This window comes from Variovorax sp. AC194, from assembly GCF_979257995.1.
In genome coordinates this window covers 2854006-2868540 of sequence record NZ_OZ409823.1, presented here as the reverse complement: position 1 = coordinate 2868540, position 14535 = coordinate 2854006, and the positions used below count along the sequence as shown (strand labels likewise).

Genomic DNA, 14535 nt, shown 5'->3' with positions numbered 1-14535 from the left:
TTCGGCATCGCGGCGCAAGACCGCATGACCGCATGACCGGCCTGCACACTTTTCCCAGGAGACCCATGAGACATTCCCGCCGCAGCTTCGTCAGCCTGATGCTGACCCTGGCTGCCAGCCCCGCCGCCTTCGCGGCGCCCCGGCCGCTTTCCTCCCGCCCCATTCGCCTCGTGGTGCCCTTCGGCGCGGGCGGCGTGGCCGACCTGGTTGCGCGCAGCGTCGCGCAGAAGATGTCCGAATCGATGGGCCAGAGCATCGTCGTGGACAACAAGCCCGGCGCCGGTGGCGTGGTGGCATCGGACACCGTGGCCAAGGCGCCTGCCGATGGCCACACGCTGCTCTTGATGTCCAACGCCAACGCGGTGAGCGTGGGCCTTTTCAAGTCGCTGCCCTACGACACGGTGAAGGACTTCGCGCCGATCTCGATGCTCGGCTACTTCGACATGGCGATCCTCGCGCCGGGCAACGGCAAGTTCAAGACGCTGGCCGAGCTGGTGTCCTACGCCAAGGCGAACCCCGGCAAGCTCAACATCGGCACCATCAACGTCGGGAGCACCCAGCACCTGGCGGGCGAATTGCTCAAGACGTCTCTCGGCATCGACGCGCAGGTGGTGCCCTTCAACGGCACGCCGGCCGTGGTGACCGCGCTGCGCGGCAACCAGGTCGATGTGGCGGTGGAGATTCTTCCCCCGTGCTCTCGCAGATCGAAGGCAAGGCGCTGCGCGCGCTGGCCGTGATGGGCGAGAAGCGCGCGAGCGGCCTGCCCGATGTGCCGACTGTTGCGGAGAGCGGCACGCCGGGGTTCCAGGTCGCCTCGTGGAACGCGCTGGCCGCGCCTGCCGGCACACCGGCCGAGGTGATCGCGCGGTTGAACCAGGAAGCGCTCGCCTCACTCGCTTCACCCGAAGTGAAGAAGCGCCTGCAGAACCTGGGCGTGGAGCCGCGCGGCAGCACGCCGCAGGAGCAGGCGCGGCTGCTGGAGAGCGAAATCAAGCGCTGGTCGGGCGTGATCCAGCGCGCCGGCATTCCCAGGCAATGAGCCCCGCCATGAAGACCATCGCCCCACCCCACCCCCACCCGAGCGCGCCCGCGCTCCGCCTGCCCGCGGGCGCCTGCGACGCGCATTGCCACGTGTTCGGTCCTGGCGACGTGTTTCCGTATTCGGAGAACCGCCGCTACACGCCGCCCGATGCGCCCGCCGCCAAGCTGCGCGCGCTGCACGCACTGCTGGGCATCGAGCGCGTCGTGCTTGTGCAGGCCAGCGTGCACGGCCACGACAACCGCGCGATGCTCGATGCCATCGCGCAATCGCCCGACAGCTACCGCGGCGTCGCGATGGTGGGCGCGGGCGTGAGCGATGCCGAGCTCGGCGCGCTGCACAAGGCCGGCGTGCGCTCGGTGCGCTTCAACTTCGTGCAGCACCTGGGCGGCGCGCCCGACCTGCCGACCGTGCTGCGCATGGCCGAGCGCATCGAGCCACTGGGCTGGCACCTGGTGCTGCACCTGGATGCGGAAGACCTGGTCACCTACCGCGCGTTTCTGGACACGCTGCCCGTGCCCTTCGTGATCGACCACATGGGCCGCACGATGGTCGAGCACGGCCTCGGGCAGCAGGCCTGCGCGATGATGCTGGACTTGATGCGCGACGAGCGCGCGTGGGTCAAGGTGAGCGGTGCGGAGCGCATTTCGCAAACGCTCTCCACGCAAGGCCAGCCGTATGCGGATGCCGTGCCGTTCGCGCGGCAACTGATCGCCGCCGCGCCCGACCGTGTGCTCTGGGGCACCGACTGGCCGCACCCCAACGTGCGCGAGATGCCCGACGACGGCAAGCTGGTGGACCTGCTGCCCCTCTTCTGCGACGACGCGGCGCAGTTGCACAAGCTCCTGGTCGACAACCCGACGCGCCTCTACTGGTACGACTGAGCGCCCCGCACCGCGGCGCGCGCTCCCACTGACACAACCCTCACGCCGTGGCGCAGCCATGGCGTGCGGAGCGGTGCGCGCCTTTGGCCTTTGGCCTTTGCTTTTCAAAAAAACCAACGAGGAGACAAACCATGAAACGACTGCTACCCACCCTTGCGCTGTGCAGCGCGGCCCACGCCGCATGGGCGCAGGCCGATGCGCCCGCGGCCAGCGCGCAGATCTACGGGCTGCTCGACGCCTTCGCCGGCTCGATGCGGCGCAGCGACGAGCCCGGCCGCACCAAGGTGCTCAACAGCGGTGGCATGACCACATCGTTCTGGGGCATCCGCGGCGCCGAGAGCCTGGGTGACGGGCTGCAGGCGCAGTTCGCGCTGGAGAGCTTCTTCCAGGCCGACAGCGGCACCATGGGGCGCAACGCCACCGATCCGTACTTCTCGCGCAATGCGTGGGTGGGTCTCGCGGGTGGCTTCGGCCAGGTGGCGCTGGGCCGGCAGACCAACCCGATGTTCGTGGCGAGCGGCGCGTTCAACCCGTTCGGCACGTCGCTGCAGTTCTCGCCCGTCATGCTGCACACCTGGCAGCCAACCTACAACCGCGCGGTGCTCGGCGACAGCGTGTGGAGCAACGCGCTGCAGTACACATCGCCCACCATCGCCGGGCTGCGCGCGAGCGTGCTCTATAGCCTCGGCGAAGTGACGAACCGCAGCGGCGTGCACAACCTGAACCTCACGCTCAACTACGCGGCCGGGCCCTTCGCCGCCGTGGTGTCGGCGCAGCAGGCGCAGGTGGGGCCGGGCTTCACCACGGCGATCCTGCGGCAGGACGCGGCGCTCGTCGGCGCCTCCTACGATTTCAGGGCGGTGCAGCTCTACGGCCAGTACCAGCGCACGCGCACGCCCGACATCCGCACCACGGCCACGACCGCGCAGTTAGGTGCCGCAGTTCCAGTGGGCGCGGGCCGCTTCCTGGCATCGGTCGCGCGCACGCAGCGCAAGGTGGAGCCAGCCACCGAAACGCATCGCACGACATGGGCCGTGGGCTACGACCATTTCCTGTCGAAGCGCACCGACGTCTACGCCGTCTTCATGCGCGACCGGCTCACCGGCTTCGACGGCCAGAGCAGCTTCGGCGTCGGCATGCGTCACCGCTTCTGAACTTCGGCGCGCGCGCCCAGGTGCTGCTGCACGAGCTCGCGCAGCAGCTCGCCCATGGCGCGCTGCGTGCGCGTGACCGGCCGCTGCGAACTCGCAGCCAGCGCGAGCCGCGTGCGCAGGATCGGCTCGACGATGGGCCGGATGGCATAGCGCTGCGGCCGCCCCGCGTTGGCGACCGCGTTGCGCGAGAGCACTGCATGCCCCGCGCCATCGGCCACGAGCGCGAGGATGGCGGGCACGCCGTCGACCTCCAGCGCGATCTGCGGGCGCAATCCGATGGCGGCCAGCTCGGCCTCCACGCGCATGCGGATCGCGTTGGGCCGGGTGGGAATCACCAGCGGCTGGCCCGCCAGCTGGCGCAATGGCAGCGGGGTGCCGCGCCGCATCGGACCGGTGCCCTTGGTGGCGCTGACCAGGAACAGGTCTTCCTCCAGCACCGTTTCGCTGTCCACGTCGGTCGAAGGCTGCGGGTTGTAGAGGAGCGCCACATCGAGCCGGCCGGTGACCAGCGATTCCTGCATCGCCGTGGAGAGGTTCTCGGTGATCGAGAGCGCCGCCTCGGGCAGGCGCTCGCGCGCGGCACGCACCAGCGGCACCGTGAGCACGCCGGCCACGCTGGGTGGCAGGCCCACGGCGACGCGGCCGGCCAGCGCCTCGCGCGAGCGGCTCATGTCTTCGCGCGCCCGCTCCACCTGGTGCAGGATGCCGCGGCCGTGCTCCAGCAGCCGCTTGCCCGCGTCGGTGACCACCACGCCGCGGCCGTTGCGCACCAGCAGGTTCTGCCTCAGCTCGACCTCCAGGTTGCGCACTTGGCGGCTCAAGGCGGGTTGCGCGATGTCGATCGCGATCGACGCGCGGGTGAAGCTGCCGAGCTCGGCCACGCGTATGAAGTACTCCAGTTGCTTCAAATCCATGGCTGGAGGTTATCGGCATAGGGGCTTCGCAGGTATGCGTGTTTGTTCTATCCGGCGATGGCAAACACGACCAGTTGATGCAAGCGGGCGAACGGTCCGTTCGACACAATGGGCGCAGCACACCCTGCACGGAGACAAAACCACATGCAGCAAGAAGAACAGATCGCGTTGATCCGCCGCGCGCTCGCGCTGATCGAAACCGGCGGCAGCGAGCGCGGCGAACCGGCCGTGAGCCCGGTGTCGCGCTACCTCGATCCGGCACGCCATGAACGCGAGGTGGAGCGCATCTTCCGCCGCTACCCGTTGGCGCTCTGCCCTTCGGCTTCGCTCGCCAACGCGGGCGATTCGTTCGCCATCGACGTGGCGGGCCTGCCGCTCTTGCTCGTGCGCGCGCCAGACGGACAGCTCAATGGATTCATCAACGCCTGCCGGCACCGCGGCGCACGGCTCAAGCCGGCGGGCGTCTCAAATCAGCGCGCGCTCGTGTGCCCGTACCACAGCTGGACCTACGGGCTCGACGGGGCATTGCGCGGCCGCCCTTCGGGCGAAGACTTTCCGCATGCGCCCGCTTCGGACTGCAGCCTCGCGCGTGTGCCGGTGGCGGAGGCACTTGGTTTCGTGTGGGTCATCCCTCGCGCATTGGCCGAAGGCGAAAGCGCCGCGCTCGACATCGATGCGTGGCTCGGCCGCTTCGGCACCGACCTGCGCTCATGGGGCTACGACCGCTGGGTGCCGTTTCACCAGCACGCCTTCGACAACGCGGCCAACTGGAAGATTCCGTTCGAGGGGAACCTGGAGACCTATCACTTCCAGTACGCGCACCGCAACAGCATCGCGGCGCTGTTCTACGACAACCTGCTGATGGCCGACCACGACCGGCAGCACCAGCGCCTGTTCCTGCCCAAGCGCAGCATCGAAGGGCTGCGCGAAGTGCCGGCGAGCGAATGGCGGGTGGGGCCGCACTCGAACATCATCTATTTCTTCTTTCCGGCCACCTTCATCCTGCACGAGGGCGACCACGCCAACGCCTTCACCGTGCTGCCCGAGGCTCCCGGCCGCTCGCGCGTGATCGCGAGCACGCTGATTCCCGAGCTGCCCAAGACGGAGAAATCAGAGAACTACTGGCGCAAGAACGTCGCGTCGTTCTGGGGCGCGCTCGACGAGGACTTCGCGCTCGGCGTGTCGGCGCAGTCGACGCTTGCGAGCGGCGCGCAGTCATCGCTCTACTTCGGCGCCACCGAGTGGTGCTCGGCGAAGTTTCACGCGGACGTGGAGGCGGCGACCAACTGAGCCAGCGCGGCGCGCGCGGTCGGGTTGGGCGTGGGCTCGCCGATCTTGTGCAGCGTGTTGCGGTCGGTGTGGCGAAAGGGCTCGGGCTTGCCGAGCACATCGAGCAGCGTGACCTGCTCGTACGACCAGCTGGCGTTGTCGTGGATGGTGATGGCGACGTCGTAGCGCAGCGTCTTGAACGCATGCTCCAGGAACGGGTTCGAGAGGATGCCGTTGGTCGCCGCGCCGCGCACGGCTTCCAGCTTGAACGATTTCGCATCGGGCGCCGCATGGCCCATGGCCATGACGGCCTGCCCGCGCGGGATCGTCAGCGTCTGGATCACCGTGCCGGTGGCGGCCTCCCAGAGCCAGTAGCCGACCTGGTCGTGAAAGCTCTCCACCTCGTTGGGCTTGACGATGCGCACGTGGTAGCGCAGGCCATAGAAGATCTGCGGCCCGTTGGTCTGCGCGTCGATGGGCTGGAACTCGGCGTGTTCGATGTAGGCCTCGGCTTCGGGGCCGTCTTCCTTCGGTGCCACGTCGTGGCCCGTGGCGCTGGTCCAGATGCCGGCCAGGCCCGTGAGCGGGCCGAGGTTGGAGAGCGTGTGCGGGTCGGGTTCGGGTTCTGTGTAGATGTCGCGGGGGTAGTCGGCCATGGTGGGTCCTGATATCTGGGTGTGACGGGCGGAAGTATCGCCAATAGCCGGCACCGACCGCCGCCTGATTTTCTTGCTCCCTCCCCCTCTGGGGGAGGATTGGGGTGGGGGCGCGCGGCGTACCCATCGGGCGCTCTGCCTGCCCCCATCCCAGCCTTCCCCCAAAGGGGGAAGGGGCAAGACGTCCTCCCCTCGAATCCCTCCCGGGTTTCCCCGCACATCAAAATGAGGTACGCACCTCAGAATCCGCCCCATGCCCTCCAGCACCCAGCGACTTCCCCTGCAAACCGGCCGCGCCACGCTCAGCGACGTGGCGCGCGAAGCCGACGTGAGCCTGGCCACCGTGGACCGGGTGCTCAACAAGCGCACCGGCGTGCACGCGCGCTCGATCGCGCAGGTGCATCAGGCCGTCGAGCGGCTGAACTACCGGCCCGACCCGGCGGCCGCCCGCCTCGCACGGCCGCATCCGCACCGGGTGAGCTTTGTGCTGCCCTCGGGCAACAACACCTTCATCGAGATGCTGCGCGAGCAGATCGCGGGCAGCAGCGGCTGGATGGAAGACCACCGCGTGAGCGCGCAGACGCACCATGTCGATGTCTTCGAGCCTCAGCGCCTGGCGCGCCGCATCCTCGCGCTGCGGGGCCACTGCGACACGGCCGTGGTGATGGCGCTGGACCATCCGCTGGTGCAGTCAGCCATCGACAAGCTGGCCAGCCATGGCGTTGGCGTGATCACGCTGGTGTCGGACGTGCCGAAGTCGCAGCGCCAGCACTTCGTGGGCATCGACAACGTGGCGGCCGGCCGCACCGCGGGCACGCTGGTGGGCCGCTTCTCGGGCGGCCTCAGGGGCGACGTCAAGGGCGATGTCGGCGTGATTGTGGGCAGCCTCTCGCTGCGCGACCATGCCGAGCGCAGCCTGGGCTTCAGCCAGGTCATGGCGGCGGAGTACCCGGGCCTGCGCGTGCTGCCGCCGATCGAGGGCAAGGACGACCCGAAGCTTGCGCGCCAACTCAGCGCGCGCCTTTTGACCGCGCACCCGAAGCTGGTGGCGCTCTACAGCGTGGGCGCGGGCAACCCGGGCATCTCGGCCACGCTCAAGGCGAGCGGGCGCGCGGGAAAGATCGTCTTCGTCGGCCACGAGCTCACGCCGGCCGCGCGCGCCGATCTGCTCGACGGCACGATGGCCGCGGTCATCAACCAGGACGCGGGGCACGAGATCCGATCGGCCCTGCGGCTGGCCATCGCGCGCCTCACGCGCGAGCCGGTGCATGCGGACCAGGAGCGCATCCGCATCGACATCTACCTGAAGGACAACCTGCCGTGAACGCGGCGGCGCTGCCCTCCCCCCACTGAACCACTGAAACAACCTTTAGCAGGAGCGTCGACACATGGCCACCAACATCAAGGGCCCGGGCATCTACCTCGCGCAGTTCGCCAGCGACAGCGCGCCGTTCGACTCATGGGCGTCGATCACGCGCTGGGCCGGCGGGCTCGGCTTCAAGGGCGTGCAGATTCCCTCGTGGGACGCGCGCATCTTCGACCTGAAGAAGGCCGCGGAATCGAAGACCTACTGCGACGAAGTGGCTGGCGTGGCACGCGAGAACGGCGTGGAGATCACCGAGCTGGGCACGCACCTGCAGGGCCAGCTCGTGGCGGTGCACCCGGCGTACGACGAAGCCTTCGACGGCTTCGCGCCCGAGGCCTACCGACGCAACCCGGTGGCGCGGCAGGCGTGGGCGGTGGAGCAGATGCTGTTCGCCGCGAAGGCCTCGCGCAACCTGGGCTTGAAGAGCACCGTGAGCTTTCCGGGGGCGCTCGCGTGGCCGTATCTCTATCCGTGGCCGCCGCGTCCCGCGGGATTGATCGAGGCCGCGTTCGACGAGCTCGCCAAGCGCTGGCATCCGATCTTCGATGCGTTCGAAGACGCCGACTGCAACGTCTGCTTCGAGCTGCATCCGGGCGAGGACCTCTTCGATGGCGTGACCTTCGAGATGCTCCTGGAGCGCGTGAAGAACCACTCGCGCTGCTGCATCAACTACGACCCCTCGCACTTCCTGCTGCAGCAACTGGACTACCTGGAGTTCATCGACATCTACCACTCGCGCATCAAGGCGCTGCACATCAAGGATGCGGAGTTCCGCCCCACGGGCCGCCAGGGCGTGTACTCGGGCTTCCAGCCGTGGGTGAACCGCGCGGGGCGCTTCCGGTCGCTCGGTGACGGGCAGATCGACTTCGGCGCCATCTTCTCCAAGATGGCGCAATACAACTACGACAGCTGGGCCGTGCTGGAGTGGGAGTGTTGCCTCAAGCACCCCGAGGACGGCGCGGCCGAGGGCGCGGAGTTCATCCGCCGCCACATCATCCGCACGACCGAGAAAGCCTTCGACGATTTCGCGGGCGCCCAGACCGATACCCAGCAGCTTCGCCGGATGCTGGGCCTGGAGACGACGACAACGGCGAAGAAGTAGTCAGCAACCCAACGAGCTAGCTTTCTCAACAACGAAGGAGACAAGAGACCATGACGAACAGAAGAATTTTTTCGGGCATCGCACTGGCCGTGTGCGCGCTGGCGAGCATGCCCGCGCTGGCCCAGAACAAGGCCACGGTGATGGGCGTCTCGGTGCCCGCCGCCACGCACGGCTGGACCGGCGGCGTCGTGTACTGGGCCAACCGCACCAAGGCCGAACTGGAAAAGCAATACCCCGGCATGAAGGTCTTCGTGAAGACCGCCGGCTCGGCCACCGAGCAGGCCAACCAGGTGCAGGACCTGCAGACGGTCAACAAGATCGACACGCTCGTCATCCTGCCCTTCGAGTCGGCGCCGCTCACCAAGCCGGTGGCGCAGGTCAAGAGCAAGGGCGTGTTCGTGACGGTGGTAGACCGCGGCCTGACGGACCCGAACGCGCAAAGCGCCTACGTGGCCGGCGACAACCCGGGCTTCGGCAAGGTGGCGGGCGAGTACATGGCCAAGACCATGGGCGGCAAGGGCAACGTGGTGATCCTGCGCGGCATTCCGACGGTGATCGACAACCAGCGCGTGGACGCCTTCAACGAAGTGATGAAGGCCAACCCCGGCATCAAGGTGCTCGATGCCAAGCACGGCAACTGGAACCGCGACGACGCGTTCAAGGTCATGCAGGACTACCTCACGCGCTTCAAGCAGATCGATGCGGTGTGGGCCTCGGACGACGACATGGCCGTGGGCGTGCAGAAGGCCATCGAGCAGGCCAAGCGCGACGACGTGAAGCTGGTGGTGGGCGGCGCCGGCGCCAAGGGCTACATCAAGAAGGTGATGGACGGCGACAAGATCGTCTCGGCCGACGTGACCTACGCGCCGAGCATGATCGCCGACGCGATGAACCTCACCGCGAAGGCGCGCGTGGAAGGCGGCGCGATGCCCGCGACGACGATCATTCCGTCGGTGCTGGTGACCAAGGAAAACGCGGCGAAGTACTACTTTCCCGATTCGCCGTTCTGAACGGTGCGCGCTCCTGAGCGCGCCGGGTGTGCGGACACACCCGGTGCGCCGGGGCAAGCGCGAACCACCGCAGGTCGAGGCCCACGGCGCGTGGCCGGTTGAACGGCCTGCATTGTGGAGTTGCAGAGACATCCATTCCATTCGGATCGACCTTCGCCCATGATCGTGTGCAAGCAACCCAAAGGTTCACGATGCACACCGACATATCAGGCATACGCATTCCCGACAGCAAGCTCGCGCGCGAGATGACGCAGTTCATTCGCGACACCGAGAGCGACCTGCTCTTTCATCACTCGTCGCGCGTCTATTGCTGGGGCGTCTTGACGGGGCAGCGCAGCGGCCTGAAGTTCGATACCGAGCTGCTGTACGCGGCCTGCATGTTCCACGACATCGGCCTCACCCCGCGCTACGAAGCAAGCCAGCTTCGCTTCGAGGTGGATGGCGCGAACGCCGCGCGAGATTTCCTGCGGGGGCACGGCATCGGCGAGCACGACATCGAGACGGTGTGGAACGCCGTCGCGCTCCACACGACGCCCGGCATCCCTCAGTTCATGCGCGCGGAAATTGCGCTGGTGCAGGCGGGCGCAGGCATGGACGTGGCGGGCCGCGGCTACCACCAGTTCACCGACGCGCAGCGCGAAGCCGTCGTCGCCGCCTTTCCCCGCGAAGCGGACTTTGCGCATGGAATCATCGATGCTTTCCACCAAGGCATGAAGCACCGGCCCGACACCACCTTCGGGACCTTCAACGACGACGTGCTCGCATTCAAGGACCCGGGCTTCAAGCGCATCGACATGTGCACCATCATCCTGGCCTCGCAATGGAATCACCGGGCCGGCTGCGCTCACCATGCGCATTCCGCGCCCGCTGTGCCTGACACGGGCACGGACCCGGACCACACCGCCTAGAGCCGGGCGCGCGCCTCTTGCTGCGCCCTGTCGATCGCCGCGTGGTTCGACTCGGCCCAGCGGTCCACGGCCAGCAGCGTCTTGCTCAGCGACAGGCCGAGCGCGCTGAGCCGGTACGCCACGTGTGGCGGCACCGTCCGGTGGTCGTCGCGCAGCACGAGGCCGTTGCGCTCCAGTTCGCGCAGCGTTTGCGTGAGCATCTTCTGCGAGATGCCGCCGACCTGGCGCAGCAGCTCGTTGTTGCGCCGCGGCTCGCCGCGCAGCAGCGGGATGAGCAGCAGCGCCCATTTGTTCGCGATGAGTTCGAGCACACGGCGCGAAGGGCAGCTCGCGTTCCACACATCGGCCGCAGCGTTGGCTTCGTGTGCCACAGGCTCGGGCGTTTTCAATGACGACTTTTCAATTCCCATGGTTACCAGAAGGTGCGTACTTGTCGATGGATGGGCTCGCGGGAAGTATCGGGTCGCGCCCTTTCCGCAAGCAACAAGGAGTCTTTCATGGGTTGGTTTTTTCTGTTGGCCGCGGGCCTTGTCGAGATCGCGATGGCCGCATCGCTCAAGCAGTCGGAAGACTGGACGCGGCTCGTGCCCTCAGTGCTCGGTGTGCTGACGGCGCTCGTCAGCATCTTCCTTCTCGCCAAGGCGCTGCGCTACCTGCCGCTCGGTGCGGCCTATGCGATCTGGACCGGCATCGGCTCGGTCGGCGTGGTGCTGATGGGCGTGCTGTGGTTCGGCGAGGCGCTCTCGGCGGTGCGGCTGGGTTGCATCGTGCTGGTCGTCGCCGGCTCGGTCGGGCTGCGGCTCACCGAAGCGTGATGCGCGCGAGCGCACTGCGTTGAATGCGGCTGCGGCACTGCAGATATGTAGCGACATGTTCCGATATGGAACCTAGGTATTCGTTATGACGATGTTTTTCAAAGCGTTCGCCGCTCTTTAACCATTCTGCAAATGGGCCGATTCACGGGGGGCTTCAAACCGTCATGACATCGGCGCAAGATGCGCATCCGCCGATTTCTTGCCGTCACACCGACCTGAACCGATCCGCCCGAAGGAGCCTGCTCATGTTCGCCACCGCAGAACGCACCATCAAGATCCCCGGCCCCGACCATGCCATCACCATCGGGCGCAATCCGCACCGCGTGGTGGTGTCGGTCGATGGTTGCGTCGTCGCCGACACGCGCGATGCGCTCACGCTGCGCGAGTCGCACTTCGGCACGGTGCACTACATCCCGCGCAAGGACGTGAAGATGTCGCTGCTGGAACGCACGCAGCACGCCACCTACTGCCCCTACAAGGGCGAGGCCAGTTACTACAGCATTCCCGCAGGCGGCGAGCGCTCGGTGAATGCGGTGTGGACCTACGAGGCGCCTTACGATTCGGTCTCGCAGATCAAGGACCACGTGGCCTTCTATCCGGACCGCGTGGGGCCGATCGAAGAGCGCATCGTCTAGCCTCGCCTCGCAGTCGACACACAAAAAAGCCGGGCCCCGCTTTCGCAGGGCCCGGCTTTTGTACGTCTGCCTCGCCGTCGAAGGCGAGCTGTGCTGTCGATTACAGCGGCAGAGCGTCGCCACGAGCGGCAGCGCGGGCTGCGGCACGCACGGTGGCGCGGTCCACACCGCTGGCCAGCACCGGGGCGACACGCGAGGTGGCGCCTTCGGCATACGGGTTTTCGCTGCGTGCGGCGACAGCAGCTTCAGCGCGGACCGCAGAGCGGCTGGTCGAGGAGACGAACACTTGCGCAGGGCCTGCATTGGCGCCGGTGGCGTACGGGTTGGCGGTGCGTGCGGCAACCACGGCCTGGCCGGCGACATCGGCGCGGCTCACGGTGGAGTTCACTTGCTGCACGCCTTCGTAGGTTTCAGCGTGAGCGGCACCGGCAACGGCCATCAGGGCAACAGCGACGGCGGAGAGGATCTTCGAGGCGGTCATTTGGATTTCCTTCAGTTCAGTTCAAGTTCTTGCTTGGTTGATTACGAACCGGTCTTGGGTGGGTCGCCGTCCCTCCGGGGGCGGCCACCTCGCTCGGGGCCCTGTTCACTCGGATCAGTTGAGTGCTGGTCCGTGAGATGAATTGTGCGCCGCCATCTAAGTAAAAACCCTCATCGAAAGGAACCGCGGTGTTCACCGATGGGAAACAATCGTGGCCTCAACCACCGCCACCGCCGCTCAACCCCAGGTCAGCGGGTCCAGACGCAGATAGAAGGCGAGGCGCTCGTCATCGGGGTCGGCGATGCCGTGGACCTCGAAGAGCGACTGGCGCGCAGCGAGCGGTTGCGCGGCGTCCGTCCAGCTCTCGCGCGCATTGGCGAGCAGCAGCGAAAAGTCGACGTACCGGTCCGCCGTTCCGAGCCGCCCCACATCGATGAGGCCGGTGCAGCGCAGCGTTTCGGGGTCGACCATGAAGTTCGGCAGGCACGCATCGCCGTGGCAGACGACGCGCTCGCGCGCCTCCTGCGCCAGCCGTTGCGGCAGTTCCGCACGCACGCGATCCAGCAACACCGACGGTGCGATGCCTCGCTGGTCGGGGTCGAGGAAATCCGGGTTCACCGCATTGCGTGCGACGACATCGGCGGCGCGATCGAACATCGCCGAGAGGCTGCGCGGGAACGGGCAATCGCTCGCCGGAATCGCATGCAGCGCCCTCACCCGCTCGGCGATGGTTGGCCATGCCTCGAGCAGCTGGACCGCCGTGAGATCACTGGCCGGCACGCCCGCTACGGCGCGCGTCACAAGGCATGCGCCATCGCTCGACGCATGCCAGTCCAGCACGGCCGCCGACCCGATGCCGAACGGTGCGAGCCACTCGGTGCGAAGGCGCTCTTCATTGAGTTGCGCGGCGCCCTTGCCGAGTGAAACCTTCGCGAACGCGGCGCCGTCGCTGCGGCGATACACGGCATCGCCGGACTCGCCTTCGTCGGCGCGGATCCAGGTCTTTCCGGGTGGCAGTTGGGGAAGCAGATTCGCGGCGTCCATTCAGTGCCCCACCGATTTCGAAAACACATTGACCACCACGACCCCCGCGATGATCAGCCCGAGCCCGGCAATCGCCGGCCCGTCCAGCGACTGCCCGAACCACAGCCAGCTCACCACCGAGATGAGCACGATGCCCACCCCCGACCAGATCGCGTACGCAATGCCCGTAGGCAGCACCCGCAGCGCGAGCGAGAGAAAGTAGAACGACACCGCATAGCCCACCACCGTGGCCACGCTGGGCCACAACCGGGTGAAGCTGTCGGAGGCCTTGAGGAAGCTGGTCGCGAGCACTTCGACAACGATCGCGACCGCGAGATAGACGTAGGTAAGAGCCATCGAAGGACTCTAAACGCCCCGCTTCCAACTCAGCGCAGAAACCCCAGCACCGCCTGCATGAACGCCACCGGGTATTCGATGTTCGACAGGTGCACCGCAGGCAGCACGACCAGCTTGGCGCCGGGCACGGTCGCGGCGATCTGCTCGCCGTGGCTCGCAGCCGTCACGGTGTCGTGCAGTCCGGCGATCACCAGCGTGGGCCGATCAATCAGCGCGATGGTGCGGCGCAGGTCCGCGTCGCGAACCGCCGCCCAGGCGCCGGCCAGGCCTTGCTGGTCGGTGGCGAGCAGCATGGCGCGGAATGTTTCGACGACGGGCTCCCCGGCCGCGAGCATGCGCTCGGGGAACCAGTTGGCCAGGAACACTTCGGCGGTCTCCGACATGTCCGGCGCCTCGAGCACCGCAGCGATGCGCGCATCCCACTGCTTACCCGGCCCGAGGTAGGGCGAGGTGTTGCTCAGGATCAGCCGGTCGACGCGCTCGGGCGCATGCACGCCAAGCCACTGCCCGACGAAGCCGCCAAGGGAGAGGCCGAGAAAGTGCACACGCCCGATGCCCAGCGCATCGAGCAGTTCGATCACATCGCGGCCGAGCCGGTCGAGCGAATAAGCACCGACGGGAACGCCCGATGCGCCGTGGCCGCGCAGGTCGTAGCGCAGCACGCGGAAATGCTTCGTCAGTTCTTCGATCTGCGTCTCCCACATCCGCAGCGTGGTGCCGATGGAGTTGGACAGCACCAGCACGGGCTTGCCGGCTTCGCCGTCGATGCGGTAAGCAATGCGTGCGCCGTCGCCGGCGTTCACGAAATTCAGGTCTGTCATGGAGGCTTCGCTTTCGGTTCGATGAGTGAATGAGGCAAATCGTAGTTGCGCTCCTTTCACAAAGAAATTACAAAGATCGGTCAATCTCTGTAGCCAAAGCT

Annotated in this window: 16 protein-coding genes and 1 pseudogene; 10 read left to right on the top strand and 7 right to left on the bottom strand. The window is 67.1% G+C overall.

The window, feature by feature from the left end; genetic code table 11:
• Positions 1-98: 98 nt before the first annotated feature.
• From ACZYRS_RS13745 to ACZYRS_RS13735, 3 genes and pseudogenes are all read left to right on the top strand, one after another.
• Positions 99-1039: pseudogene (locus ACZYRS_RS13745) on the top strand (tripartite tricarboxylate transporter substrate binding protein).
• Positions 1040-1047: 8 nt separating this feature from the next.
• Positions 1048-1923, top strand: coding sequence for an amidohydrolase family protein (locus ACZYRS_RS13740; protein WP_198786023.1), 876 nt, complete (start codon positions 1048-1050; stop codon positions 1921-1923).
• Positions 1924-2054: 131 nt separating this feature from the next.
• Positions 2055-3077, top strand: coding sequence for a porin (locus tag ACZYRS_RS13735; protein ID WP_198786022.1), 1023 nt, complete (start codon positions 2055-2057; stop codon positions 3075-3077).
• Here ACZYRS_RS13735 and ACZYRS_RS13730 read toward each other — a convergent pair.
• Positions 3065-3991 (bottom strand): LysR substrate-binding domain-containing protein, encoded by a 927-nt coding sequence (locus ACZYRS_RS13730; protein WP_198786021.1) that lies wholly within the window; start codon positions 3989-3991, stop codon positions 3065-3067. The two genes, ACZYRS_RS13735 and ACZYRS_RS13730, sit on opposite strands and share 13 nt — an antisense overlap.
• Positions 3992-4135: 144 nt before the next feature.
• Between ACZYRS_RS13730 and ACZYRS_RS13725 the strand changes: the two genes are divergently transcribed.
• Entirely contained in the window at positions 4136-5281 is a 1146-nt protein-coding gene (locus ACZYRS_RS13725; protein WP_198786020.1) for an aromatic ring-hydroxylating oxygenase subunit alpha, read from the top strand.
• On the opposite strand, the gene ACZYRS_RS13720 is transcribed toward ACZYRS_RS13725, so the two are convergent.
• Positions 5251-5916: an FABP family protein gene (locus ACZYRS_RS13720; RefSeq protein ID WP_198786019.1), complete on the bottom strand. Its 666-nt coding sequence runs from the start codon at positions 5914-5916 to the stop codon at positions 5251-5253. The genes ACZYRS_RS13725 and ACZYRS_RS13720 overlap by 31 nt on opposite strands.
• A 253-nt stretch (positions 5917-6169) precedes the next feature.
• Here ACZYRS_RS13720 and ACZYRS_RS13715 point away from each other — a divergent pair, with 253 nt between their 5' ends.
• The 4 genes from ACZYRS_RS13715 (at position 6170) to ACZYRS_RS13700 (ending at position 10302) form a co-directional block, all read left to right on the top strand.
• Positions 6170-7240, top strand: a complete 1071-nt coding sequence (locus ACZYRS_RS13715; protein ID WP_198786018.1) for a LacI family DNA-binding transcriptional regulator — start codon at positions 6170-6172, stop codon at positions 7238-7240.
• Positions 7241-7304: 64 nt separating this feature from the next.
• Positions 7305-8384 (top strand): sugar phosphate isomerase/epimerase family protein, encoded by a 1080-nt coding sequence (locus tag ACZYRS_RS13710; RefSeq protein ID WP_198786017.1) that lies wholly within the window; start codon positions 7305-7307, stop codon positions 8382-8384.
• Between the two features lie 50 nt (positions 8385-8434).
• Entirely contained in the window at positions 8435-9394 is a 960-nt protein-coding gene (locus ACZYRS_RS13705; protein WP_198786016.1) for an ABC transporter substrate-binding protein, read from the top strand.
• Positions 9395-9585: 191 nt separating this feature from the next.
• On the top strand, positions 9586-10302 hold the full coding sequence (locus ACZYRS_RS13700) for an HD domain-containing protein (protein ID WP_463419700.1): 717 nt from the start codon (positions 9586-9588) through the stop codon (positions 10300-10302).
• Here ACZYRS_RS13700 and ACZYRS_RS13695 read toward each other — a convergent pair.
• Entirely contained in the window at positions 10299-10712 is a 414-nt protein-coding gene (locus ACZYRS_RS13695; protein ID WP_198786014.1) for a winged helix-turn-helix transcriptional regulator, read from the bottom strand. The two genes, ACZYRS_RS13700 and ACZYRS_RS13695, sit on opposite strands and share 4 nt — an antisense overlap.
• A gap of 30 nt (positions 10713-10742) precedes the next feature.
• Between ACZYRS_RS13695 and ACZYRS_RS13690 the strand changes: the two genes are divergently transcribed.
• Both ACZYRS_RS13690 and ACZYRS_RS13685 read left to right on the top strand, forming a co-directional pair.
• Positions 10743-11117 (top strand): DMT family transporter, encoded by a 375-nt coding sequence (locus ACZYRS_RS13690; RefSeq protein WP_443083344.1) that lies wholly within the window; start codon positions 10743-10745, stop codon positions 11115-11117.
• A 245-nt stretch (positions 11118-11362) separates the two neighbouring features.
• Positions 11363-11752, top strand: a complete 390-nt coding sequence (locus ACZYRS_RS13685; RefSeq protein WP_198786012.1) for a DUF427 domain-containing protein — start codon at positions 11363-11365, stop codon at positions 11750-11752.
• A gap of 100 nt (positions 11753-11852) precedes the next feature.
• Here ACZYRS_RS13685 and ACZYRS_RS13680 read toward each other — a convergent pair whose 3' ends face one another.
• The 4 genes from ACZYRS_RS13680 to pcaD all read right to left on the bottom strand — a co-directional run bounded on the left by ACZYRS_RS13680 (position 11853) and on the right by pcaD (position 14434).
• Entirely contained in the window at positions 11853-12233 is a 381-nt protein-coding gene (locus tag ACZYRS_RS13680; RefSeq protein WP_042579341.1) for a hypothetical protein, read from the bottom strand.
• A gap of 237 nt (positions 12234-12470) precedes the next feature.
• A complete protein-coding gene (locus ACZYRS_RS13675; RefSeq protein ID WP_463419699.1) occupies positions 12471-13277 on the bottom strand; it encodes an APH(3'') family aminoglycoside O-phosphotransferase in 807 nt (268 codons plus the stop codon).
• Entirely contained in the window at positions 13278-13613 is a 336-nt protein-coding gene (locus tag ACZYRS_RS13670; protein WP_042579342.1) for an SMR family transporter, read from the bottom strand.
• Between the two features lie 29 nt (positions 13614-13642).
• On the bottom strand, positions 13643-14434 hold the full coding sequence (pcaD, locus tag ACZYRS_RS13665; protein ID WP_463419698.1) for a 3-oxoadipate enol-lactonase: 792 nt from the start codon (positions 14432-14434) through the stop codon (positions 13643-13645).
• Positions 14435-14535 lie beyond the last annotated feature (101 nt).